Annotated in this window: 23 protein-coding genes and 1 tRNA gene; 20 read left to right on the top strand and 4 right to left on the bottom strand. The window is 56.5% G+C overall.

The genetic code is table 11. The features are described from left to right. Nucleotides 1–4 precede the first annotated feature (4 nt). From Q1M54_RS10280 to Q1M54_RS10260, 5 genes are all read left to right on the top strand, one after another. On the top strand, nt 5–529 hold the full coding sequence (locus Q1M54_RS10280) for a Crp/Fnr family transcriptional regulator (protein ID WP_300557018.1): 525 nt from the start codon (nt 5–7) through the stop codon (nt 527–529). Further along, complete coding sequence (locus Q1M54_RS10275) at nt 529–1,503, top strand: tripartite tricarboxylate transporter substrate binding protein (protein WP_300556916.1); 975 nt, start codon at nt 529–531, stop codon at nt 1,501–1,503. The genes Q1M54_RS10280 and Q1M54_RS10275 overlap by 1 nt, the downstream gene beginning before the upstream one ends. A 4-nt stretch (nt 1,504–1,507) precedes the next feature. After that, a complete protein-coding gene (locus Q1M54_RS10270) occupies nt 1,508–3,217 on the top strand; it encodes an amidohydrolase family protein (protein WP_300556914.1) in 1,710 nt (569 codons plus the stop codon). A gap of 421 nt (nt 3,218–3,638) precedes the next feature. Continuing rightward, complete coding sequence (locus Q1M54_RS10265) at nt 3,639–4,982, top strand: FAD/NAD(P)-binding oxidoreductase (protein ID WP_300556912.1); 1,344 nt, start codon at nt 3,639–3,641, stop codon at nt 4,980–4,982. Nucleotides 4,983–5,010: 28 nt separating this feature from the next. Continuing rightward, nucleotides 5,011–5,334, top strand: a complete 324-nt coding sequence (locus Q1M54_RS10260; protein WP_300556910.1) for a hypothetical protein — start codon at nt 5,011–5,013, stop codon at nt 5,332–5,334. 50 nt (nt 5,335–5,384) lie between these two features. On the opposite strand, the gene Q1M54_RS10255 is transcribed toward Q1M54_RS10260, so the two are convergent. Beyond that, a complete protein-coding gene (locus tag Q1M54_RS10255) occupies nt 5,385–5,879 on the bottom strand; it encodes an Rrf2 family transcriptional regulator (protein ID WP_300556908.1) in 495 nt (164 codons plus the stop codon). Nucleotides 5,880–6,024: 145 nt separating this feature from the next. Here Q1M54_RS10255 and Q1M54_RS10250 point away from each other — a divergent pair, with 145 nt between their 5' ends. Further along, nucleotides 6,025–6,981 carry a MerR family transcriptional regulator gene (locus tag Q1M54_RS10250; RefSeq protein WP_300556906.1) on the top strand — a complete coding sequence of 319 codons (957 nt, stop codon included), beginning with the start codon at nt 6,025–6,027 and terminating at the stop codon, nt 6,979–6,981. Nucleotides 6,982–6,994: 13 nt separating this feature from the next. Here the strand turns inward: Q1M54_RS10250 and Q1M54_RS10245 are convergent, their stop codons facing one another. Beyond that, nucleotides 6,995–7,330 (bottom strand): metalloregulator ArsR/SmtB family transcription factor, encoded by a 336-nt coding sequence (locus tag Q1M54_RS10245; protein WP_300556904.1) that lies wholly within the window; start codon nt 7,328–7,330, stop codon nt 6,995–6,997. Nucleotides 7,331–7,464: 134 nt separating this feature from the next. On the opposite strand from Q1M54_RS10245, the gene Q1M54_RS10240 reads away from it, so the two are divergent. The 13 genes from Q1M54_RS10240 to Q1M54_RS10180 all read left to right on the top strand — a co-directional run bounded on the left by Q1M54_RS10240 (nt 7,465) and on the right by Q1M54_RS10180 (nt 20,906). Beyond that, the gene (locus Q1M54_RS10240) at nt 7,465–8,556 is read left to right on the top strand and encodes an efflux RND transporter periplasmic adaptor subunit (RefSeq protein WP_300556902.1); all 1,092 of its coding nucleotides are present in this window, start codon (nt 7,465–7,467) and stop codon (nt 8,554–8,556) included. Next, entirely contained in the window at nt 8,553–11,774 is a 3,222-nt protein-coding gene (locus Q1M54_RS10235) for an efflux RND transporter permease subunit (RefSeq protein ID WP_300556900.1), read from the top strand. Before Q1M54_RS10240 ends, Q1M54_RS10235 begins: the two co-directional genes overlap by 4 nt. 35 nt (nt 11,775–11,809) lie before the next feature. Beyond that, nucleotides 11,810–12,019 (top strand): DUF2892 domain-containing protein, encoded by a 210-nt coding sequence (locus Q1M54_RS10230; protein ID WP_300556898.1) that lies wholly within the window; start codon nt 11,810–11,812, stop codon nt 12,017–12,019. A gap of 222 nt (nt 12,020–12,241) precedes the next feature. Then, nucleotides 12,242–12,550 carry a c-type cytochrome gene (locus Q1M54_RS10225; RefSeq protein WP_026039669.1) on the top strand — a complete coding sequence of 103 codons (309 nt, stop codon included), beginning with the start codon at nt 12,242–12,244 and terminating at the stop codon, nt 12,548–12,550. A 115-nt stretch (nt 12,551–12,665) separates the two neighbouring features. After that, on the top strand, nt 12,666–12,989 hold the full coding sequence (locus Q1M54_RS10220) for a hypothetical protein (RefSeq protein WP_300556895.1): 324 nt from the start codon (nt 12,666–12,668) through the stop codon (nt 12,987–12,989). A gap of 211 nt (nt 12,990–13,200) precedes the next feature. Continuing rightward, nucleotides 13,201–14,565, top strand: a complete 1,365-nt coding sequence (gene soxC, locus Q1M54_RS10215; RefSeq protein ID WP_300556893.1) for a sulfite dehydrogenase — start codon at nt 13,201–13,203, stop codon at nt 14,563–14,565. Continuing rightward, nucleotides 14,549–15,625, top strand: a complete 1,077-nt coding sequence (locus Q1M54_RS10210) for a c-type cytochrome (protein ID WP_300556891.1) — start codon at nt 14,549–14,551, stop codon at nt 15,623–15,625. The genes soxC and Q1M54_RS10210 overlap by 17 nt, the downstream gene beginning before the upstream one ends. A 70-nt stretch (nt 15,626–15,695) precedes the next feature. Beyond that, nucleotides 15,696–16,151 carry a thiosulfate oxidation carrier protein SoxY gene (gene soxY, locus Q1M54_RS10205; RefSeq protein WP_300556889.1) on the top strand — a complete coding sequence of 152 codons (456 nt, stop codon included), beginning with the start codon at nt 15,696–15,698 and terminating at the stop codon, nt 16,149–16,151. Nucleotides 16,152–16,205: 54 nt separating this feature from the next. Next, complete coding sequence (gene soxZ, locus Q1M54_RS10200; protein WP_026039671.1) at nt 16,206–16,517, top strand: thiosulfate oxidation carrier complex protein SoxZ; 312 nt, start codon at nt 16,206–16,208, stop codon at nt 16,515–16,517. 75 nt (nt 16,518–16,592) lie between these two features. Further along, on the top strand, nt 16,593–17,396 hold the full coding sequence (gene soxA / locus Q1M54_RS10195; RefSeq protein ID WP_300556887.1) for a sulfur oxidation c-type cytochrome SoxA: 804 nt from the start codon (nt 16,593–16,595) through the stop codon (nt 17,394–17,396). 18 nt (nt 17,397–17,414) lie between these two features. Then, nucleotides 17,415–18,071, top strand: a complete 657-nt coding sequence (gene soxX, locus Q1M54_RS10190) for a sulfur oxidation c-type cytochrome SoxX (protein WP_300556885.1) — start codon at nt 17,415–17,417, stop codon at nt 18,069–18,071. A 58-nt stretch (nt 18,072–18,129) separates the two neighbouring features. After that, the gene (soxB, locus tag Q1M54_RS10185; protein ID WP_300556882.1) at nt 18,130–19,863 is read left to right on the top strand and encodes a thiosulfohydrolase SoxB; all 1,734 of its coding nucleotides are present in this window, start codon (nt 18,130–18,132) and stop codon (nt 19,861–19,863) included. Nucleotides 19,864–19,907: 44 nt separating this feature from the next. Further along, complete coding sequence (locus Q1M54_RS10180) at nt 19,908–20,906, top strand: MBL fold metallo-hydrolase (protein ID WP_300556880.1); 999 nt, start codon at nt 19,908–19,910, stop codon at nt 20,904–20,906. 52 nt (nt 20,907–20,958) lie between these two features. Here Q1M54_RS10180 and Q1M54_RS10175 read toward each other — a convergent pair. Both Q1M54_RS10175 and Q1M54_RS10170 read right to left on the bottom strand, forming a co-directional pair. Continuing rightward, a tRNA-Arg gene (locus Q1M54_RS10175) sits at nt 20,959–21,033 on the bottom strand. A gap of 90 nt (nt 21,034–21,123) precedes the next feature. Beyond that, nucleotides 21,124–22,068 carry a RodZ domain-containing protein gene (locus Q1M54_RS10170; protein ID WP_300556878.1) on the bottom strand — a complete coding sequence of 315 codons (945 nt, stop codon included), beginning with the start codon at nt 22,066–22,068 and terminating at the stop codon, nt 21,124–21,126. Between the two features lie 372 nt (nt 22,069–22,440). Here Q1M54_RS10170 and Q1M54_RS10165 point away from each other — a divergent pair, with 372 nt between their 5' ends. Beyond that, on the top strand, nt 22,441–22,839 hold the full coding sequence (locus Q1M54_RS10165; RefSeq protein WP_300556876.1) for a hypothetical protein: 399 nt from the start codon (nt 22,441–22,443) through the stop codon (nt 22,837–22,839). Nucleotides 22,840–22,847 lie beyond the last annotated feature (8 nt).

Genomic DNA, 22,847 nt, shown 5'->3' with positions numbered 1-22,847 from the left:
CAGCATTTCAGCCCAGTTCACCGAAGGCCAAACGGCAGTTGGCGTGTTCACGCTGCGTAAAGGCATGGTCAAGTTGTTGAGAGCCACTGCCGACGGCCGCGAGCGCATCGTGCGCGTGATGCGCCCGGGCGACGTGATTGGGCTTGAAGCCCTGGCCACCGCCCGCTACGACAGCGAAGCCATTGCCTTGGTCGAAGCCCAAGTCTGCCGCATCCCCTTGTCGGTGCTGCATCACCTGTCGGCCAAATCGCCAAGACTGCACAAACGCCTGATGCAAAAGTGTCAACAAGCCCTGAAAGACGCCGAAGACTGGCTGGCCGATCTGAACTTCGGCTCTGCCCGCCAACGCGTGGCCGCCCTGGCCCTGAAAATGCGCGATCCCGACCAACCCGGCATCACCACATTTTTTGCGCGGGGCCGAGCGGGGCCGCGCTTGTTGGTTGAATTGACAAAAGCAGTAATATGCCTCTCACGGTTAATCACCAAATCGTTTCTTGTCATCCCGTCAAGTCAAAAAGGAAATCATTGATGTCCCTTTCCATTCGATCCGTTCTTGCCGCTACGGCCATGTTGGTTGCCGCTTTGGTTGCCAATGCGCAGTCCGATTGGCCCAATCGACCCTTAAAGTGGGTAGTCCCTTTTGCCCCTGGCGGGCCTACCGATGCGATTTCGCGGGTGCTGTCTGCCCGTATGGCTGAGTCCCTGGGTCAAAGCGTGGTGGTTGAAAACCGTGCCGGGGCTTCCGGTGCCATTGGTTCGGAATTTGTCGCTCGCGCTGCGCCCGACGGTTACACGATTGTTTTTGGTACACAAAGTACTCACGCATCGAACCTGATCTTTTTCCCCAACATGGCCTTCGACCCGATCCGTGACTTTCAACCTTTGACGTTGGTTGGCACCGCCTGCCTAGCGCTGATCGTGCCGCCGAGCGTGCCGGCGACCAATGTCCGCGAGCTTGTCGATTGGTTAGCGCGGCAGGCTGGTGCGGCCAGCTACGCAACAGCTGCAGCGGGCAGCGCCCAGCACGTGGCGGCCGAGTTGCTGCTGCGAAACAGCAATGTCAAAGCGACCCATGTGCCTTACAAAGGCAGCGGTGCTGCCATGCCGGATCTGCTTGCCGGGCGCATCAGTTTCATGTTTGACAACTTGCCCTCTTCTTTGCCTTTGGCCCGCTCTGGCAGGGTGCGGGCACTGGCTCAGACTTGCGCCAAGCGCTCGCCTGCAGCCCCCGATTTGCCAACCATGGTGGAAGCCGGCTTCAAGGACTTTGTGATCGAGGGCTGGTATGGCCTGTTTGCGCCGGCGCGCACGCCACGCCCTATTGCTGAACGATTGTCGGCGGAAATCAACAAGGCTTTGCGTCATCCAGAATCGATGGAGCGTTGGAAGACGCTGGGCTTTGACCCTATTGGAACCAGTCCTGACGCTTTGGCCGAGCGGCAGCGCGGCGATCTTGATTACTGGCGTCGCATGATTGAATTCACTGGTGTGAAGGTTGAGTGAAGCCATGTCGGATTTCGATCTAAAAATCACTGGCGGGGTGCTGATTGACGGCACGGGCAGTCCGCGACGCCAAGCCGATGTGGGTGTGAAGGACGGACATGTCGTGGCGATCGGCGATGGGCTGGGTTCTGCCCGGCAGACGCTCGACGCGCAGGGCTTGGTGGTTGCACCGGGTTTTGTGGACATCCACACCCATTACGATGCCCAAGTCTTGTGGGACTCCGAGCTGACGGTCTCGCCTTGGCACGGGGTGACCACAGCGGTGTTGGGCAACTGCGGATTTGGCGTGGCACCGACACGACCCGAGCACCGTGATTTGATTTTGCGCACGCTTGAGCGTGTTGAGGGTATGAGTTTGTCGGCTCTGGAGGAGGGGCTGGGCAGTCCATGGCCTTTTGAGACCTTCACGCAATACATGGATCTGCTTGAGCGCACGCCTTTGGGTATCAATGTGGCAGTGATGGTGGGCCACACGCCGGTGCGCTTGTGGGTCATGGGTGATGAAGCGACGACGCGTGCGGCCACCGCAACAGAGGTGGCCCAGATGCGAGCATTGGTTCGCGAGGCCATGGACGTGGGCGCCGTCGGCTTTGCCACGTCGGTCTCTAAGGTTCATGTGGGCTATGCGGGCAGACCCGTGCCCAGTCGTCTGGCCGACTTCGCAGAAATGCTGGAGATTGCGCGAGCAGTTGGCGAGTCCGGACACGGCTTGATCCATTACAACGTTGGGCGTGAGCCTCTGTGGCATGCGTATGAGCAACTCCACGAAGTCAGCGGCAGGCCTGTTGTGTGGACTTCGCTTCTGGCTGGCTCGCTTGGGCCTGGATCGCACCGTGCTCAGCTCGAGCAGGCCGCGCAGCAACGCTTGCGGGGTTTGCCCATACATGGTCAAGGTGCCTGTCGTCCCATACAGTTTGAGTTTGACTTTCGCTCACCCGTGGTGTTTGACACTTGGGCCTCCTTCGAAGCGGTTCGTCAGGCGGACGATGAGGCGCAGCGCCGTGCCGTTTACAGCGACCCGGAGTTTCGCGCCCGGCTCAAGCGCCAGGTTGCCGGTCGCTGTCCGGACGATGCTTGGTTCGCCGGTAAAGAAGCGGAAGGTGATACGCGAAGGGCATCATTCCGTGAGATGGTCGTTTCTGGGGCGACGGATACAAGCCTGCTCGAACGCAGGCTGGTTGATTTGGCGCAGGAGCGCCAGGTCGATCCGGTTGACCTGATGTTGGATCTGGCCCTTGCCAGTAATTTACAAATGCGCTGGCGAATTGCGCTGCTCAATTTTGATGAAACTGAAGTCAGCGAGATATTGGCCGACCCCCATGTGGTCTTGGGGCTGGGCGACGGTGGCGCGCACATGAGCCAGTTGTGCGATGCGTGTCATCCGACTTATCTTCTGGGCCATTGGGTTCGTGAACGCGGTGCTTTGAGTTTGGAAGAAGCGGTGCGGCGTCTGACCTCGCACCCGGCTGATGTATTTGGATTGCATGACCGTGGGCGGGTGGCTTTGGGGTTGCCCGCCGATCTGGTTGTTTTTGACCCTGAACGCGTCGATGCGGGTCCGCTTGAGCGAGTCTACGATCTGCCTGCCGGACAAGACCGCTTGATCAGTCAAGCCATTGGCATCGAAGCCGTTTTTGTCAATGGTCAGCGCTTGGGATCACAGCCTCAAGCGGCCGGCAGGCTGCTGCGGCAGCGGTCCAATCCAGCTGTCTGAGTTGGCTCGATCCTCAATCCAGTTGGCAATCACACGGTCGGCCGTTGTTTGAAAGTCAAAAGATTGGATGACCCCGTCCGCTTATTCCACCAAAAATACCCCACAGATGCGCAATGAGCTGTGGGGTTTTCTTTGGGTCTGGCGCAGCGTTAAATGGCGACCACGGTCAGGCGGTTTGCTGCCACGCTGGAAAATTTTCAGTTGAGCCTTAAAGCAGACGATAGACTTTTGATGCCTTGTCAGGAACTGAATTTATCCAGGAGGCCGTCGGACAATTGCCTTGAATCGATTCCGTTGCTGTCCAAACTGGACAGCAGCTGCCTGTGAGCGCGGACATGGGGCTTCTCGTAGAACAATTGATTTGTCTCAAATCGTTCGTATTTCAAGATGCCAAGATGCCTTCTCTGAATGAGGAGACACCATGCCAACCAACCCCACCCCCACCGAAACATGGGCTCCAAACTCAGCGCTGAACCGCAGGCAGTGGTTGCTGGGCTCGGCAGGCGCTGCCGTTGTGGCCAGCGCTGCGCCCGTCGCCCAGGCAGCCAAAACCAAAACGCAGGCGCACATCGTGATTTTGGGCGGTGGCCTGGGCGGCATTGCCGTGGCCAACCGGCTCCATGCCTTGCTCGACGGGGCCAAGATCACCCTGATTGACCGCAAGGAAGAGCACAACTACCAGCCCGGTTACACCCTGGTGGCCACGGGTGTGTGGCCTGTGAGCAAGGTGCGCGACCGCAATGCCGATTTCCACCCGCCGCAGCTCAACTGGATCAAGGACATGGTCAGTGAGCTGGACCCTGCCAGCAATTCGGTGGTCACGGCGTTGGGCCAGCGCGTCAAGTACGACTACCTGGTGGTGGCCATGGGCACGCACCAGGATTGGTCACTGATCGAGGGTATGGATGTGAACGCGATTGGCCAAAAGGGCCTGACCAGCGTGTACCCCAGCCCCGAAGCGGCTCAGGCCACTTGGGCCAGCATGGACGCGTTTCGGCGCAAGGGTGGCAAGGCGGTGCTGACCCTGCCCGCCACACCCCTCAAGTGCGCGGGTGCGCCGCTGAAGATGACTTTCATGCTGCGCGACCGCCTGGCGCAGTCGGGCACGCTGGACCAATCCAAAGTCACGTTTTACTCTGCGCTGGGCACTGTTTTTGGCGTCAAGGTGGTGAACGACAATGTGCTTTCTCGCTGGCGTGATTTGGGCATCGCGGTCGAGACCACGCAAAAGCTGCAGGGCATCGACATCGGTGCGCAGCGGGCGCGTTTTGTCTCGCCCGAAGGTGTGAGCACCGAGGTGCCTTATGACTTCATCCATGTTGTGCCGCCCATGCGTGCGCCCGATGCGGTCAAAAATTCCGATCTGGCCTGGAAAGTGGGCCCCTATGCCGCAGGCGGCTGGCTGGAAGTGGACAAGGACACCCTGCAGCACCGCCGCTACCCCAATGTGTTGGGTGTGGGCGATGTGAATGGCACACCGCGGGGCAAGACGGCAGCCACCATCAAAAAGAGTGCGCCCATCGTGGCAGAGCATTTGGTAGACGTGATCGCGGGCCGTGCACCCGGACAAAAGTTTGATGGCTACACCTCGTGCCCGTTGATCGTGAAAGAGGGCTCGGCCATGCTGATCGAGTTTGACTACGCGGGTAAGCTCACGCCTTCGCTGCCCATGATCGAGCCACTGCAGGCGAGTTATTTTGCTTGGCTGATGAAATACCGCATGCTCAAGCCTGCCTACATGGCGACGCTGAAGGGCCGGGTTTGAAGCACACTCAAGACATCTGGAGACGCACATGTATGAAGTCTGGCTGGCGATGAGCATCGCCTACGAAACGGCCTTAGGCCTGCTGCCCGCGCTGGCACCCTTGGTGTTGATGTGGGCCGTGATGATGGTGATCAACCGCAAGAAGCTCAAGCAGGTCAAGCTCGCAACGCTGGCCTCGGTAGCTGTGCTGGTGGCGTTGGTGGCCGTTGTGGCTTTGCCGTCCATGACCAAATCATCCTTGGTCAACATGACTTACTGGGTTGATTGGGCCGCTCTATTGGGCATGGCCGCAGGTGTTGGCGTGGCGGCAGCGTTGCTGACTTGGCCTGTATTGGCCATGCGGCAACGCTGACATCAGCATATATAGGCCGTTCAATCTGCTCAACGCAGCCATATGAAGTCCTAAACGGTCATGAACAACTGAAACACCGAATTGGGGGCTTTCGGGATCAACGGGGGCGCCAGGGGCTTGAGCTTGAAGCGGTTCTGGATTGGAGCTTCTTCGGGAGTTTCCACGGCGGTCAGGTCAACGAAGTCCGCCAATACGAATTGACTCAAGGTGTCGATCACCACTTGTTCCAAGCCCAACTCAAATTCAGCTGGCGCGGACAAGCCCTCGGTGTCGTGTTCTTGCTGTGTCAAGGTGCTCTCAAAGGCAGAGGCGATGTCCCACATGGATACCAAGGCGATGTCGCCTTGGATGTTGTAGCCGCCACCCGGGCCTTTGTTGGCACTGACGATGTGGTGGTCTTTCAGCGGCTTGAGAATGCTCTCAAGGTTGGACACCGACAACTTGAGTCGGTTGGACAAGGTGGTGGTGGAGACCCGGCCTTTGTGCTGCAGCTCGGCGATGACCACGCACACATCCAAGGCATTGATGGTTCGGTTTGAAATCATGGCGATCAGCTCCTTTGAGTAGGATTCTGAGGTATTTATCTACGCAAATGGTGAAAAACCTAACAAAACTTTGTTTTTCATCATAAAATCTACGCAATACCTGCTCATAGGCGCTGCTTTGACCCCTCGTTCATCTTCAAGTCCCATGTTCCGCATCGGCGCCGTCTCCAAAACCACGGCCATTCCGGTGTCGACACTGCGCATATGGCAAACCCGTTACGGTGCTTTCAGTCCCGTCAAAACCGAGGGCAACCAACGCCTGTTTGGCGAACCCGATGTGTCGAAGGCGCTTTTGCTCAAGCAGTTGATTGGGGCAGGGCACGCCATCGGGGCCATTGCCCACCTAGATCTGGAGCAGTTGCGCCGCCTGTCCAGCCAAGACGTGCGCACACCATCTGCTGCAACCGCGTTGGCTTTGCCGGTTTGCTTGGCGGTGGTGGGTTTGGGATTGGCCAACAGGCTCGAGTCGATCAAATTTGCCTCGGTCTTGAGCCAGCACCGTATTCAGGTCACCGATGTGTTGGAGGATTTGGCCTCGGTCAGCCATGCGCCTTTGTCCGACAAGCCGCAGGTCTTGTTGGTCCGGGTCAGTTCGCTGCAGGACTCGGTTTTTTCTGCCATCCAGACTTTGACCCAGCGCCACGCTTTTGCCCAGACCATCGTGCTGTACAACTTTGCTCCCGATGTGGTGGTGCAAAGCATGAAGCGGGCGGGCATGATCGTGCGGCGAGACCCGATCTCTGACGGTGAGTTGGCCGAGTTGTTGCAATCGATCTTGTTCGTGGACCGCAGTCGGGCCGAGGAGTTCGGTGGCCAAGGTGCGGTGATTGCCAGCCGCAAATACTCAGACCAGACCTTGCGCCGCGTAGCCGGTATTTCGACCAATGTGCTGTGTGAATGTCCGAGGCATGTGGCCGAGCTGATTGCCCAGTTGGCCAGTTTTGAGGAATACAGCCAAGAGTGCTTGAACAAGAACGCCGAGGACTCGCACTTGCATTCCTATCTGCGCTCAATCTCAGGGTCAGCGCGTTCTTTGTTCGAAAACGCGCTGGAAAAAATCGCTGAGCACGAAGGCATTGATTTGAGAGAAATGCCCCGCTGAGCGAGGTCCACCTTCACTGCGGTGTGAAAACGGACCTGTCGTCGGCGTTTTTCTCATACTGCCGGGCAATATTGGCGCAGACCAAGTCGCACATGGCATAGATGGAAGGGTCGGAGACTTTGTAGAACACGCTGGCCCCTCGGCTTTCGCGGTTCACGATACCGTGTTGCGCCAGATAAGACAGGTGGCGTGAGACATTGGCGGCTGAGTAGCCCGATAGCTGCGCCAGTTCGCCCACGTTGTACTCCTTGTCACGCAACAGATTCAGGATTTTCAGGCGCGTCGGTTCCGACAGCGCCTGGAAATAGGCCGCAATCTGTTCGAGTGCTTTGGCGGGTAAGTCTTTCATGGGTGTTCCAAGGCACATTGTAAAGATGCCAATTATTTGAGAATGGTTGAAGAGCTTTTTGTTTTATTGTATTATTGCGAATATACGCAAACAACCAAATAAGCAAACATCGATGTTTTGCTGGAAAACCTCAAATGAACAGACAATGGATATGGGCATCGGCCATGGCAGTTGCTGCTTTGACCAGCATCCCGATTTGGGCCAATCCCGAGAAGACAGCGGTCAAAAGTGTGGCCGCCCAAGCCAGCACGGCGGGGACCCAGGAGGTGAGTCTGGATGCCGTGGTCGAGGCCGTGCGACAGGCCACCTTGTCTGCCCAAGTGCCCGGAGCCATTGTGAGTTTGAACGTCAAGGCCGGTGACCGGGTGCGGGCCGGGCAAGAGCTTCTGCGCATTGACGCCAGCGCTGCTCAGCAAAACGTAGCGGGCAGCACTGCCCAGCTTGAAGCAGCGCAAGTGGGCTTGCGCGTGGCCAGCCAAGATCTGGCGCGACAAAAGCAGTTGTTTGAAAAGCAATACATCAGCCAAGGCGCACTCGACCGCACGCAGGCCCAGTACGAAGCCGCCCAAGCACAGGTGCAAGCCCAGCAAGCCCAAACCCGGGCGGCACAAACCCAGACAGGTTTTTTCAGCGTGCGCGCGCCATTCAATGGGGTGGTGTCTGATGTGCCCGTCACCTTGGGTGACATGGCCATGCCGGGCCGCCCCTTGGTGACCTTGCACGACCCCTCGGCAATGCGCGTGAGCGCGGCAGTGCCGCAGTCCATGATTGAAGGCGTGCGCGGCCAGATGAAATCGGTTCGCTACGAGATCGCGGGCCAAAAGAGTGTGGCAGCGGCCAGCGTGCAACTATTGCCCACCGTGGATCCGGTGACCCACACTGCGCAGTTGCGCATGGCTTTGCCAACGGGTGTTGATGGCTTGGTGCCTGGCATGTTCGCCCGAGTTTGGGTGCCTGGCAGCTCGGCCAGTGCGGTGCCTCAAAACGGGGTCAAAGATGCTGCCCAAGTTGGCCGCGTCTTCTTGCCGCTCACAGCCATCGTGCGCCGTGCCGAAATGACAGGTGTTTACGTGGTGGACGCGCAAGGCCAACCACGTTTGCGCCAGGTACGCTTGGGCCGCACCACTGGCCAGTCCGTCGAGGTGTTGTCTGGGGTGAGCGTGGGTGAGCAGGTGGCGACAGACCCCGTCAGCTTGGTTAAAAAACTGCCGAAAGCAGCCCCATGACTGAGCAAAAAATGGGCATTTCGGGACGCATTGCGGCAATGTTTCAGCGCGCGCAGATCACGCCTTTGTTGGCACTGATGGCGTTTTTGCTGGGCGTATTTGCCGTGATGGTGACGCCCCGCGAAGAAGAGCCGCAGATCAATGTGACCATGGCCAACGTGATTGCGCCTTTCCCGGGCGCGTCGGTGGGCGATGTGGAGCAAATGGTGGCCATCCCGGCCGAGCAGGTGCTCTCCAAGATCGCCGGTGTGGAGCATGTGTACTCGGTCTCGCGCCCGGGCGTGGCGATCCTGACGGTGCAGTTCAAGGTGGGTGTGCCGCGCACCGAGGCGCTGGTTAAATTGCACGACACGATCCGCGAAAATTCTGACTGGTTGCCCCGTAACCTGGGTTTGCCTGAGCCTCTGATCAAACCCAAGGGCATCGACGATGTGCCCATCGTGTCCCTCACTTTGCACGGTAAAAACGCGGATGTCAGCGCTTTTGATCTGGAGCGTGTGGCGCACAGCATCGAAGCCGACATCAAGCGCGTGCCTGGCACACGCGATGTGGTCACCATCGGCGGGCCGCGCCGAGCTGTGTTGGTGCAAATTGACCCACAGCGCATGAACGGCTCGGGTGTGACGGTGCACGACTTGCGCGTGGCCTTGCAGTCCGCCAACCTGGGCTTGCCTGTGGGGGATTTGTTGGGTGCCAATCAGAGTGTGGCCGTCGAGGCAGGTCCACACCTGGCGCAAGCCAGCGATGTGGCCGATCTGGTGGTGCAAGTGGTGCAGGGCAAGCCCATCTTTATGAAAGATGTGGCCAGCGTGAAAGACGGCCCCATGCCCGCCGAGCGTTATGTCTGGCACGGCAACAACGCCAAAAATGGCGGTGAAGAGTTCGTCGCCGTGACGCTGTCCATTACCAAAAAATCGGGCGAAAACGCCATCGATGTGGCCAATGGCGTCAAGCGCCGGGTCGAGTTACTTCAGGGCACCGTAATCCCTGAGGGCGTAGCGGTGGTGGAGACCCGTAATTACGGTGAAACCGCCAACGACAAGGCGCAAAAGCTGATCCAGAAATTGCTGTTTGCCACCGCGTCGGTGGTGGCTCTGGTGTTCATGGCGCTGGGCCGCCGCGAGGCCGCCATCGTGGGTGTGGCGGTCATCTTGACGCTGACCGCAACCTTGTTCGCCTCTTGGGCCTGGGGCTTCACGCTCAACCGCGTGTCGCTGTTTGCGCTGATTTTTTCCATCGGCATTTTGGTGGACGACGCGATCGTGGTGGTGGAGAACATCCACCGCCACCAGCAGCTTTACCCCGGCAAAACCATCCGCGAGATCATCCCTGGCGCGGTGGACGAAGTCGGCGGCCCCACCATCTTGGCCACGTTCACCGTGATCGCCGCTTTGTTGCCCATGGCTTTTGTGAGTGGCCTGATGGGGCCCTACATGAGCCCGATCCCGATCAATGCCAGCTTGGGCATGTTGTTGTCGCTGGCCATCGCCTTTGTTATCACACCCTGGTTGTCGGGCATGTGGATGAAGCCGTCTGGCCACGCGCACGATGAGAGCGCAAAGGGTGGCGGTCACACCGGTCTGAGCGCCAAACTCGAACCCCTGTTCGAAAAAATCTTCAAGCCCTTGCTCGATGCGCGAACCGGTGCACGCAACCGCAAGCTGTTGGGGCTGGGTGTGGCCAGTCTGATTGTCTTGTCTTTGGTTTTGCCCGCCACGGGTTTGGTCATGCTCAAGATGCTGCCCTTTGATGACAAGTCGGAGTTTCAGGTGGTGGTGGACATGCCTGCAGGCACGCCTTTGGAGAAAACCGCTGCTGTGATGCGCGAGCTGGGCGGTCATCTGGCCACCGTGCCCGAGGTCATGCATTACCAGGCCTATGTGGGCACGGCCTCACCCATCAACTTCAACGGTTTGGTGCGCCAATACTACCTGCGTGCGGCTGCCGAGTTGGGCGACATCCAAGTGAACTTGGTGGGCAAGTCCGAGCGTAACGACAAGAGTCATGTGATCGCCACGCGTGTGCGTCCGGCAATGCAAGAGATTGGTCGCCGCCATGGGGCCAACGTCAAGGTGGTAGAAGTCCCGCCTGGCCCGCCCGTGATGTCGCCTATCGTGGCCGAAATTTATGGGCCTGATGCCCAAGGCCGTCGCCAAGTGGCCAAGGCCGTGCGTGCCGTTTTTGAAAAAACCGATGGCGTGGTGGACATCGATGACAGTTCCATTGCCGACTCGCCTCGCAAGCTGCTGCTGGTGGACCGCCGCAAAGCTGCGGTGCTGGGCGTATCGCAACAGGCCATCGTGACCACCTTGCGTGCCGGTTTGGCGGGCGAGTCGGTGACTTATTTGCACGATGGCAGCAAGTACCCGGTACCCGCCTTGGTTCAGCTGCCCGAGCAGTTGCATGGCGATCTGGATGCCTTGCTGCAGCTGGGCGTGAAAAGCGCCACCGGCAAGGTGGTGGCCATGCGAGAGTTGGTCACCGTGAGCGACACGCTGCGAGAGCAACCCATCATCCACAAAGACCTGCTGCCCGTGAATTTTGTCAACGCCGACATGGCCGGCAAAGTGGACAGCCCCTTGTATGGCCTGTTCAAGATGCGCGGCGACATCGCGAAGATCAAAGGCCCGGACGGTGAGCGGATAGAAGAGTACTTTATCCACCAGCCCGAAGACGCGTGGCGCGGCTACAGCATCAAGTGGGATGGCGAGTCGCAAATTACCTACGAAACTTTCCGTGACATGGGCGCAGCCTATGGCGTGGGCCTGATCCTGATCTATTTGTTGGTAGTGGCGCAGTTTGGTTCATACCTGACGCCGCTCATCATCATGGCGCCGATTCCTTTGACCATCATCGGGGTGATGCCGGGCCACGCCTTGCTGAATGCACAGTACACCGCTACCAGCATGATCGGCATGATCGCGCTGGCGGGCATCATCGTGCGCAACTCAATCTTGCTGGTGGACTTCATCCACCTGCAAGTGAACAGCGGCCTGGACTTCAAGCGGGCCATTGTGCAGTCGGCCATCACGCGCGCCCAGCCCATCATGCTCACGGGCCTTGCGGCCATGATCGGCGCGTTTTTCATTGTGGACGACCCGATTTTCAATGGTCTGGCCATCTCGCTGATCTTCGGCATCTTTGTGTCCACGGTATTGACGTTGGTCGTCATCCCGACTTTGTACTACGTGGCGTACCGTAAAAAGTACGGCGCTTGATGTTCCCTTTCTTTCAATCATCGGAGTTACTCATTATGAAATCTTGGCAAATCGTTCGTTTGGTCGCAGGCACTTTCATCTTGCTGTCCTTGGCTTTGGGTGTTCAAGGCAGCCCCATTTTTGTGAGCCAATGGTGGTTGGCCTTTACGGCATTTGTGGGGGCCAACCTGTTGCAAAGCGCCTTGACGCAGTGGTGCCTGATGGAGTCCATCTTGCGCAAACTGGGTGTCCAAGCGGGCAGTTGATGGGCGTCCTGCATGAAAGGCTTAGCCTTTCGTGCGCCACAACTTTGAAGAGAGTCAAGGGCCACTCTGATGGCCGCTTTTCTGTAATGACATGGGCGCTTTCAATCACCGTCACTCAGTAAAATCCCTGACGCCGAAATGGGTCTGGGTTGTGCTGATCCGCATTGATTTCGGTTAAATTAGCGATTAGTTATATTCACCCCCCCTCTTGATGGAGTTTTGATGAAATTGATTTTTGCTGTGGCCGCTGTGGCTGCATTGACGTCTGCCCCAGCCTTTGCCAACTTGGACATGGCGAAGAAAAACAACTGCATGGCTTGCCACGCAGCTGACAAAAAAATGGTTGGCCCCTCCTACAACGATGTGGCTAAAAAATATGCAGGTCAGAAAGATGCAGCAGCCAATTTGGCCAAGAGCATCAAGGCTGGTGGTGCTGGAAAATGGGGCCCTGTGCCCATGCCCGCACAAGCCGCTTTGAGCGATGCGGATGCTCTGACATTGGCCACTTGGATTCTGGCGGGTGCCAAGTAAAACAGCCATTCGCGGTTTGTTTGAATCGACAATGTAAAAGCGCGATGGGTATTCGAGGCTTCTGTTTGCCGCTCGAGGTGCACACTTTGAGCGGTTTTTTTTTGCGGAAAATACTATGAACTTCATCAAGTTTCTGATGGTGGTGAGTCCCGCAGTGGCGTTCACGGGTGCTGCATTGGCCCAACACGCTTTTTTTAAAGAAGCCGACTACAAGCTCGGTGAGAAATTGATCGCGGAAAACAAGTGCGTGGCATGCCATGTGTCCAAAGTGGGGGGCGATGGCAGCGCCATGTACAAACCCCAGGGACGAATCAATACGGCTGGTTTTTTGCGAGGTATGGTTGAGCAATGCAACAGCCAGCTGAACTTGGGTATGTTTCCGGAAGAAGTGACTTCTGTGGCTGCGGTTCTCAACCGAGACCATTACAAATTCAAGTGATCAGGGTTGGTCCTGACTCGAATGTTGTCTCCGTGTAATCCCTGATTCAGATTCATTGCTTATCGTATATATTCGCACATCCGAATATACTGACTTAATGACCATTTGAGCTTGAGCCGTGTGGTTTCTGACTGTTGCCACTCGTCTCACTGTGTCAGCGAATGGCAGTTTGGAAATGGTCGAGATGGCCCACCCAGAACCAGGAGTTTGTGTGAACGAAGACACCATCAATTCAGGAAGAGTGCAAAAAGCACCCGAACACTTTCTGACCCCCAGCGGCGTCAAGGAAGTCTTTGCCGAGGGCAAAAAGGGCCGCCGTGATTTCATCCGCAACGCTTTTGCTGCTGCTGCTGCGGGTGCCGCAGTGCCCATGGCCATGTCGCAGGGCAATCCGGTGCCGATTGAGGGGGGTGATCCCCATATTTTGAATCTCCCTGAGCACACCACAGGCCTGGGACAGGGTGTGGCAACAGAAGGCTACGGCAAGCCTTCTCAGTACGAAGCCAACTTGCAACGCCGCCAAAGCCCTGGGTTGACGCAAACCACGCAAGCTTCGGTGTCGTTCGCGCCACTGCAGTCCTTGTTTGGCATCGTCACGCCGAGTGGTTTGCACTTTGAGCGGCACCACCAAGGCTGGTGGGACATCGACCCTTCCAAGCACCGATTCATGATCAATGGCATGGTCAAAAAAAACATGGTCTTTACCATGGACGAGATCATGCGTTTGCCATCGGTCTCGCGCTTCGCCTTCATCGAGTGCGGTGCCAATACGGCGACCGAATGGGGCAACGTGGCGGTGCCCACGGTTCAGTACACGCACGGCATGATCTCTTGCAGCGAGTTCACGGGCGTGCCGCTGATCACCTTGCTCGAGTTGGCAGGTGCTGATCTGAAAAAACGTAAGTTTGTTTTGGCTGAGGGCGCCGATGGTTCGTCCATGACCCGCACCATTCCGATGAGCCTGATCACCTCGGGTGAAGTCATCGTGGCTTATGGCCAAAACGGCGAAATGTTGCGCCCCGAAAACGGTTATCCCCTGCGTTTGGTGGTGCCGGGTGTGCAAGGCGTGAGCTGGATCAAATACTTGCGACGTGTCGAGGTGGGTGACAAGCCTTACGCCGCCAAAGACGAGGCCATTCACTACATTGATTTGATGCCCAATGGTCTGCAGCGCCAGTACACCAACATTCAAGAAGTCAAAAGCGTGGTCACCACGCCCTCTGGCGGTCAGGTGCTGCTGGACAAAGGCTTTTACAACATCACAGGCTTGGCTTGGTCGGGCAAGGGCAAGATCAAACGGGTGGATGTGTCGACCGATGGCGGACGCAACTGGCGTCAAGCTCGGCTGGAAACTCCGGTGCTGTCCAAGGCCCTGACCCGATTCAACCTCAACTGGGTGTGGGACGGCAAACCGGCCATCATCCAAAGCCGCGCTCAAGATGAGACCGGTCATGTCCAGCCCACGTACCAACAGTTACGTGCTGTGCGCGGAACCCGATCCATCTATCACAACAACGCCATCCAATCTTGGTTGGTGCAGGAAAACGGTGAGGTGAAAAATGTCCAAGTTTCGTGATGCCGTTTTAGCCGTTGTTTGTCTGGTTGCTGCGGGCTTGGCCAGCGCACAGAGCACAAAATTTCCGGGCGTGGGCCGCGAGGCCACGGCCAAAGAAGTGGCCAAGTGGGACATCGATGTGCGTCCCGACTTCAAAGGCTTGCCAGCAGGTTCCGGTTCGGTGGCCAAAGGCCAGGATGTGTGGGAGGCCAAATGCGCCCATTGCCACGGCGTTTTTGGCGAATCCAATGAGGTCTTCAGTCCCATCGTGGGCGGAACGACAGCCCAAGACATCAAAACGGGTCGGGTGGCCAATTTGCAGCGCGCGGACTACCCAGGCCGCACCACCCTCATGAAGTTGCCCACGGTTTCAACCTTGTGGGACTACGTCAACCGTGCCATGCCTTGGACCAACCCCAAGACCTTGACCACGGAAGAGGTGTATGCCGTCACAGCGTTCATGTTGAATCTGGGCAACATCGTGCCGGACAACTTTGTCTTGTCTGACAAAAACATCGCCGAAGTTCAGGCCCGCATGCCCAACCGCAATGGCATGACCACGGCGCATGCCATGTGGCCTGGCAATGAATTTGGGGGCGTCAAAAAGCCCGATACAGACAACAAAATTTGCATGAAAGACTGCACGCCTGAGCCAAAAGTGGCTTCGTTTTTGCCAGAGTTTGCGCGCAACGCACACGGCAACTTGCAAGAGCAAACCCGGATCGTTGGACCACAGCGGGGTGCAGATACAACGCGTCCAGAGTCCAAAGTTGGTACGCCAGGCGCCTCTGCAGCAGCACCAGTGACGGCTGCCAAGCCAGAAAAAAATGAATCCAAGGCCGTCATCGCTTTGCTCAACAAGCACAGTTGCACAGCTTGCCACGGTGTAGACAAGAAAATCGTGGGCCCTGGGTTCAACGAAATTGCCAAAAAACAAGCCGGTAAGACCGACTATATTTTGAGCAAAATCAAGGCCGGCGGTGTGGGTGTTTATGGTCAAATCCCTATGCCCGCACAAACCCTGCCTGATGCAGACGCCAAGCAGATGGCCGAATGGATTTCCAAGGGAGCCGGCAAATAATACGGGTGTTCCCCGTTGTACTGCTGAACCAGTTTCTTTAGCATCACTCAACCATCAAAGGAGATATCAGATGCAAAACCGTCGCGAGACACTCAAGCAAAGCGCTGTTGTGGCTGGCCTCTTGGCCTCCGCTGGCTTTCCACAGTTCGCACAAGCCGCTGTCAACAAAGCCGCATTCGATGCCAAAACAGTGCAAGACGCCGCCCGCGCTGCGGGTGCCAAAAGCATGGCTGAAAGCAAAGACGTGACCATCACCGGTCCTGACATCGCTGAAAACGGTGCCGTGGTGCCCTTGGGTGCCAGCACGTCTTTGGCCGGCGTCAAGCACTTGCTGATCATGGTCGAGAAGAACCCGTCTGCATTGGTCGCCATGTTCAATGTGACCGATGCCGTGGATGCCAATTTTTCGACCCGCGCCAAGATGGGTCAGTCTTCCGATGTCTACGCTGTGGCCATCATGAACGACGGCCGTGCTTTGTGGGCCAAAAAAGAAGTCAAAGTCACTTTGGGTGGTTGCGGCGGTTAAACGCTTGCAGACACCGTCCACACATTGATTCACTGAAAGATTTAGGAGAGAAACATGGCAGATCCAATGCGCATTCGTGCTCAAGTAGCGGGTGACAAAGCAACCGTTCGTGTGCTCATGGCCCACGAAATGGAAGCAGGTCAGCGGCGTGATGCTTCCGGCAACCTCATTCCCGCCTGGTTCATCCAGGAAGTCACTGCCACCCACAACGGCAAAGTCGTTTTGACTGCCGAGTGGGGCCCAGCTGTGTCGAAGAACCCTTTTATGCAGTTCGCCGTCAAGGGCGCCAAAGCAGGCGACAAGATTGCCGTGACCTGGAAAGACAACCGAGGTGCCACACGCACCGACGAAGCCACGGTGTCGTGATCGGACGATGAGATGGCAAAGGGTGAAGCCACAACTTCACCCTTTTTGCTTTTGACAATAACAAAAGAGGTGACCATGAAAAAATTAACGACTCTTTCCTTCGTGGCGGCCTTGGCGGTTTTCTCTGGGCCCGCTTTGGCCCAGAAGACGACAAGCCAAGGCATTGACGAATACCGCGCCATGTTGCAAGACGGCAATCCCGCAGACCTGTATGAAGCCAAAGGTGAAGACCTTTGGAAAAAAGCCCGTGGGCCCAAAAATGCTTCGCTTGAAAAGTGTGATCTGGGCAAGGGTCCGGGGGTGGTGAAGGGCGTTTTTGTCGAGTTGCCCCGCTTCTTTGCTGACACGCAGCGCATGCAAGACTTGGAGTCGCGCCTCGTCACGTGCATGGAAACCTTGCAAGGTTTCAACGCCGCCGAAATTTCTAAGACCGCATTTGGTCGCGGTGAGATGGCCAATGTGACGGCTTTGGCCACTTGGATCGCAGCAGAGTCCAAGGGGCTTAAATTCAATTTGTCGCAATCGCACGCACAAGAAAAAACTTTTTATGAAGTGGGCAAGCGTTTGTTTTTTCAACGCGGCGGCACCCATGATTTTTCATGTGCCTCTTGCCACGGTGAAGAGGGCAAACGTATCCGTTTGCAAGACCTGCCGATTTTGACCAAGAACCCGGGTGATGGTGTGGGCTTTGCGGCCTGGCCTGCCTACCGCGTCTCTAACGGCCAGATGTGGAGCATGCAGCTGCGCTTGAACGATTGCTATCGCCAGCAGCGTTTTCCTTATCCCGGTTTTGGCAGTGATGCCACCGTGGCTTTGTCCACATATCTCGGTGTGAACGCCAAAGGCGCCGCCTCGATTGCCCCGGCCATCAAGCGTTGATCAGAGCAGGAGAAACCTATGAACAAAAAGACCCAACTTGTATTGGCCAGTCTGGCAGCCGCTTTGGTGGCAGCTGGCTGCGCTTCTGGCCCCTCTGTGGCAGAACTCAATGACCTGACCGACAAGATCGTCAAGGCGTCGTTCCGTGACCAAAGCCATGTCAAGGTGGAGCGCATCACCGCCACGGACGAAACCAACCGCGCTTGCAGTGAAGCCGATGTGGCTGGCAAGCCACTGGACGATAAAACCGCCAAGCGCATCGAAGAAGCCAATATGAAGGCCATCAAATGGCCATCGGATGGCAAGTTCATTGGCGACTGGAAGCAGGGCGAAGTCATTGCCCAAAGCGGTCGCGGTCTGACTTGGACCGATTCGGCCACAGCGGTCAACGGTGGCAATTGCTACAACTGCCATCAGATGGACAAGAAAGAAATTTCCTACGGTACGCTGGGTCCAAGCTTATACAACTACGGCAAGATCCGTGGCGTGTCCAATCCGGATGACCCAGCGAGCAAAGCCATCGTGGAATACACCTGGGGCAAGATCTGGAACTCCAAGGCCTACAACGCCTGTTCCAACATGCCTCGCGCAGGTCACATGGGCATCTTGACTGAAACGCAGGTTCGGCACATTGTGGGTCTGTTGCTCGACCCCAAATCGCCCGTCAACCAATAAGCACTGAAACCCGGCTAGTCCGGGTTTTTTGGACCTTTATATATCAGTGGTTACAAATATGAATCTCTCTAAACGCGAATTTATCCAGGTCATGGGCGCTGGCACCATGGCTGGCATGAGCATGGGCTCTTTTGCAGAAGCCAGCGCTGCCACAGCGGCCAATGGCTTGTACGACATTCCCAAATTTGGCAATGTGTCTTTTTTGCACATGACCGATTGCCATGCCCAGCTCAAGCCGATTTATTTCCGCGAGCCCAGCATTAACCTCGGCATTGGTTCGATGCAGAACAACTTGCCGCATTTGGTGGGCGAGCATTTGCTGCAAGTCGCCAAGATCCGACCCGGCACAGCAGAGGCGCATGCGCTGACCTTTTTGGACTTTGAAAAAGCAGCCAAGCGCTTCGGAAAAGTGGGCGGTTTTGCCCACTTGGCCACGCTCGTCAAGCGCATGAAGGCCAGCCGTCCAGGTGCTTTGCTGCTCGACGGTGGTGACACCTGGCAAGGCTCGGGCACCAGCCTTTGGACCAACGGACAAGACATGGTCGATGCCTGCAAATTGCTGGGTGTGGATGTCATGACGGGCCACTGGGAATTCACCCTGGGCATGGAGCGCGTCAAAGAGATCATCGAAAAAGACTTTGCAGGCAAGATCGATTTTGTGGCCCAAAACGTCAAGACCAATGACTTTGGCGACCCGGTGTTCAAGCCTTATGTCATCCGCGAAATCAACGGTGTGCCTTGCGCCATCATCGGTCAAGCGTTTCCGTACACCCCGATTGCCAACCCGCGTTACATGGTGGCCGATTGGGCGTTTGGCATTCAAGACGCAAACATGCAGGCCATGGTGAACGAGGCCCGTGGCAAAGGTGCGCAAGTGGTCGTGGTCATCAGCCACAACGGGATGGACGTGGACCTCAAGATGGCCACGCGCGTGAGCGGTATTGATGCCATCATGGGCGGCCACACGCACGATGGCATGCCTGTGGCTTCGATTGTTTCCAACAAAGGTGGCAAGACCTTGGTGACCAACGCGGGCTCGAATGGCAAGTTTTTGGGTGTGCTCGACTTTGAAGTCAAGGACAAGAAAGTCAGCGACTTCCGTTACAAGCTGCTGCCGGTGTTTTCCAACATGCTGCCCGCCGACAAAGAGATGGAGGCGTTGATCAACAAGATCCGTGCGCCCTACGAGTCCAAACTGGCCGAAAAACTGGCTGTGACCGATGGTCTGCTTTACCGCCGTGGCAACTTCAATGGCACGGGTGACCAGCTGTTGCTGGATGCCCTGATGGCCGTGCAAGGTGCCGACATGGCGTTTTCGCCGGGTTTCCGTTGGGGCACCACGCTTTTGCCTGGGCAAGCCATTTCGCGGGAGTGGTTGCTCGACATGACGGCCACCACCTACTCTTTTGCTACGGTGACTGAGATGACGGGCGAGACCATCAAAACCGTGCTCGAAGACGTGGCCGACAACTTGTTCAACCCCGATCCCTATTACCAGCAAGGCGGTGACATGGTGCGTGTGGGCGGCTTGACATACAGCTGTAACCCCGTGGGCACGGCGGGCAACCGAATCAGCGACATGCGATTGAAGGGACAGTTGATCGAAGCGGGTAAAAAGTACAAGGTGGCCGGTTGGGCGCCTGTGGCCGAAGAGGCGCGCAACCAGGGCAACAAGCAGGTCTGGGAAGTGGTCGAAACTTGGCTCAAAGCCCAAGGCGGTCGCATCAAGCCACGCCAACTCAACACCCCCAAAATCATCGGTGCTTTGCCCAACAAGGGTTACGTGGTTTAAGGCACGCAGCGCATCGGCGCGCTGTTTCCCTTGAAGGAATTCGCATGAAAAGAAGACATTTGTTGTTGGCCAGTGCCGCTGTGGGTGGTGTGGCCCTTTTGCCCGAGGCCCGGTTATTTGCCCAGCAAGCTCAAAGTTTCATTGAGGGGCCAGCGGTGGCCGATATCCCGGCGCAGCAGTTGTCCAAGCATGTGTGGATGATTTACTCACCCGATGGATTTCCGACCCCTCAGAACCGGGGCATGATGGCCAACATCATCTTTGTTGTGACCTCCGTGGGTGTGGTGGTCATTGACTCGGGCGCGTCCTTGCAAATTGGCCAAATGGCCATCCGAATGATCCGCAAAGTGACCGACAAGCCTGTGGTTGCCGTCTTCAACAGCCACTACCATGGTGACCATTGGCTGGGCAACCATGCCTTTGTGAAAACCTACGGAGACAAGCTGCCCATCTACTCGTTGGCCAGCAGCATTGAAAAACTCAAAGGTGCGGAAGGCAATCTCTGGCGCAGCCTGATGGAGCGTTGGACCAATCAGTCGACCATTGGCACGCAAGTGGTCATTCCCAATACCGTCGTTCATCAGGGCCAAGTGATCCAGTTTGGCGATGTGAGTTTGCGCATGCACCACTACGGGACAGCCCACACACCCTCTGATTTGAGTGTCGAAATCGTGCAGGACAAAGTGACGGCCGTGGGCGACATCGCCATGACCAACCGCATTGCCAACATGGACGATGGCTCCTACCCCGGCACATTCAAGTATTACAAAGCTTTGATGGCGGCCACTGGCGAGCAACTCTGGGTGCCAGGGCACGGCCGTGCACGTCAGGATCTGCTGAAGACCTATGGCGACTTCATGGCAGGTATCTGGGAGCCAAGCCTCAAAGCGGTCGAAGACGGCAAGTCCGAGGCCGAAGCGAGGGCGGCAGTGGTGAAAGACCTCCGAGTGGCTTCGCGTGCCAAAACCATGGAAGGCTTTGAGGGCAACATTGGCAAGTACATCAGCTTGGCGTACTTGGAGGCTGAAAAAATCGCGTTTTAAATAAGAATCCGCACCGTGTTGAAGGAGAGCGGATTGTTGGGGGGGAGGTGGCTGGTGCCCCCGACAGGAATCGAACCTGTATCACTCCCTTAGGAGGGGAGAGTTCTATCCATTGAACTACGGTGGCATGCAGACCAAAGATTGTAACGGCCGCAAAGTAACACTGGCTTAGTTGGCGATGTATGCCATGCTGGAATGTGCGTTCAGCGAAGCTGGCTTAAAGCGGCAAGCTCTTGAGTAACAAGTGAGCACTGTCACCATGATCTGGGCGGACAGGACGGCCTTGGAAAAAGACCTGAAGTCCTTGCCAGTTACTGGTGTGCAGCAGAAAAGGGGCCAATCCATTGACCGTTTGGTTCATGCCTGCTTTGAGGCTGATGACGAAGAGTTTGTTTTCGCTGTCCAGAACGCACAACTCGCTGTCTGCTCGGGCTTCGATGTAGATGTAATTTCCGGGTTTCAGCGGGTTGATAGGGGTGTGGGATTTGCTGTTTTTTCGGTGTCTGTCTTCGCATTTGACCGATCCGAGTTGGTTCCGGTCAGCTGCTGGATTTGCGGCTACGCCAGATGGCTCAAAGTTGGATGTTTTTGGCATCGCTTCTGGCACAGAGCTGCTGGTCAAATTGGGTAATGCTTGCGTGTCTTGTGGTGCCGATGTGGACCCATTCGGTTGGATGCGCTCACTTTGAAGCACGGCGGGTCTAGGTGTATCGGTTGGTGACGCATCTAGCTGCTGGAGGGTCAAGAACCCCAATAAGCCAATCGACAGCAGGCTCCCTGTCAAAAGGAATGGATGCGTCACGAATGGGTTTGGAAAAGATTTAGGGTTGACCGCTGAGGAAACAATTGGCTCGACGACCTTATCGACTTCAGGGGCAGGCGCTGCGATCAAGGCATCAGAGGCGGGTTTTGTCACCTGCATGGCGGTGACAGGGTATTCATAACCGAGTTTCTTGAGCAGCTTGATACCGGTATTCCGCTTGATCAGCGGGTTGTAAAAGCTCCGACCCTCTCCACTTTCCAATTCCTGAAGTTGGACCGCAGAGATGGTGTTAGCGCGTGCGAAAACGAGCGCATCGATGCCCGCTTTTTTTCTGAGGTTTTGCAGCAGTTCACCGTCTTCAGTGCCCCAAGGCTGATTGTTCATGGACTGAATCGACATGGATTTGTGAAATTCCCCAAAATGGGGTGAAAAGATTAGAAGCGCAATTTTTAAAAACGGCCATAATGGGCTTGTTGACCTATATGTTACCTTATGTGTTCATATATTTGTTCGGGATTTTTTTAACCGCTACCCATTGTGAAGTTTGATCAGAACGCTCCTAGGAAGATTCCACGTCAACAACGTGGTTTGATGACTGTTCTATCGTTGGAGCAAGCCTTTGTTCGGGTTTTGATGCTCACTGGGGATTTTCAAAAAGTCAGAGTGCGCGACGTAGTGGATATCGCTGGTGTTGGAATTGGAACTTTTTACGATTACTTTCCAAATTTGCAAGTTCTGGCTGCCTCGGCCATGCGAACCCGAAGGGATGCCTTGATCAGAACCTTGCGTCAGACCATGGTTCGGCACGCAGACGCTTCGTTCAGTACCTTGATCGACGCCATGCTGGACGATTGCGTAGAGATGGCTTTGCAGCAACCCAAAGAGTGGGCGGCCTTGATGATGATCGAGCGTCAAGTGGAGGATTTGCAAGGTTTTCGGGCATTTCATATGGGGATTCAACAGACTTGGTCAGATGCCTTCAAGTCTCGTTACCCTGCAGTACCTTTGTCGCAAATCACGTCCATGTCAGCCATGGTTCACGCCATCGCGTACGGCTGGTGTGCGCAAGAAATATTGGTGTTCAGGGGTGATCGGACGCGGCAGGCTTCGCGACAAGAATTGGGGTTGGCGGTGCATGGTTACCTGAACACCGTGCAGAGCGAGTCGTAAACGGCCTG

Origin of the sequence: Limnohabitans sp. Rim8 (assembly GCF_943326455.1) — a bacterium.
Taxonomy (GTDB): Bacteria; Pseudomonadota; Gammaproteobacteria; order Burkholderiales; family Burkholderiaceae_C; genus Limnohabitans_A.
Note: the sequence above shows the minus strand (reverse complement) of the source record. Positions and strands in the feature narration are given on the sequence as shown.

Coding starts and splice junctions, on each gene's coding strand:
- Q1M54_RS10275 (WP_300556916.1), top strand. CDS start 529: ATGTCCCTTTCCATTCGATCCGTTCTTGCCGCTACGGCCATGTTGGTT.
- Q1M54_RS10270 (WP_300556914.1), top strand. CDS start 1,508: ATGTCGGATTTCGATCTAAAAATCACTGGCGGGGTGCTGATTGACGGC.
- Q1M54_RS10265 (WP_300556912.1), top strand. CDS start 3,639: ATGCCAACCAACCCCACCCCCACCGAAACATGGGCTCCAAACTCAGCG.
- Q1M54_RS10260 (WP_300556910.1), top strand. CDS start 5,011: ATGTATGAAGTCTGGCTGGCGATGAGCATCGCCTACGAAACGGCCTTA.
- Q1M54_RS10255 (WP_300556908.1), bottom strand. CDS start 5,879: ATGATTTCAAACCGAACCATCAATGCCTTGGATGTGTGCGTGGTCATC.
- Q1M54_RS10250 (WP_300556906.1), top strand. CDS start 6,025: ATGTTCCGCATCGGCGCCGTCTCCAAAACCACGGCCATTCCGGTGTCG.
- Q1M54_RS10245 (WP_300556904.1), bottom strand. CDS start 7,330: ATGAAAGACTTACCCGCCAAAGCACTCGAACAGATTGCGGCCTATTTC.
- Q1M54_RS10240 (WP_300556902.1), top strand. CDS start 7,465: ATGAACAGACAATGGATATGGGCATCGGCCATGGCAGTTGCTGCTTTG.
- Q1M54_RS10235 (WP_300556900.1), top strand. CDS start 8,553: ATGACTGAGCAAAAAATGGGCATTTCGGGACGCATTGCGGCAATGTTT.
- Q1M54_RS10230 (WP_300556898.1), top strand. CDS start 11,810: ATGAAATCTTGGCAAATCGTTCGTTTGGTCGCAGGCACTTTCATCTTG.
- Q1M54_RS10225 (WP_026039669.1), top strand. CDS start 12,242: ATGAAATTGATTTTTGCTGTGGCCGCTGTGGCTGCATTGACGTCTGCC.
- Q1M54_RS10220 (WP_300556895.1), top strand. CDS start 12,666: ATGAACTTCATCAAGTTTCTGATGGTGGTGAGTCCCGCAGTGGCGTTC.
- Q1M54_RS10210 (WP_300556891.1), top strand. CDS start 14,549: ATGTCCAAGTTTCGTGATGCCGTTTTAGCCGTTGTTTGTCTGGTTGCT.
- soxY (WP_300556889.1), top strand. CDS start 15,696: ATGCAAAACCGTCGCGAGACACTCAAGCAAAGCGCTGTTGTGGCTGGC.
- soxZ (WP_026039671.1), top strand. CDS start 16,206: ATGGCAGATCCAATGCGCATTCGTGCTCAAGTAGCGGGTGACAAAGCA.
- soxA (WP_300556887.1), top strand. CDS start 16,593: ATGAAAAAATTAACGACTCTTTCCTTCGTGGCGGCCTTGGCGGTTTTC.
- soxX (WP_300556885.1), top strand. CDS start 17,415: ATGAACAAAAAGACCCAACTTGTATTGGCCAGTCTGGCAGCCGCTTTG.
- soxB (WP_300556882.1), top strand. CDS start 18,130: ATGAATCTCTCTAAACGCGAATTTATCCAGGTCATGGGCGCTGGCACC.
- Q1M54_RS10180 (WP_300556880.1), top strand. CDS start 19,908: ATGAAAAGAAGACATTTGTTGTTGGCCAGTGCCGCTGTGGGTGGTGTG.
- Q1M54_RS10170 (WP_300556878.1), bottom strand. CDS start 22,068: ATGTCGATTCAGTCCATGAACAATCAGCCTTGGGGCACTGAAGACGGT.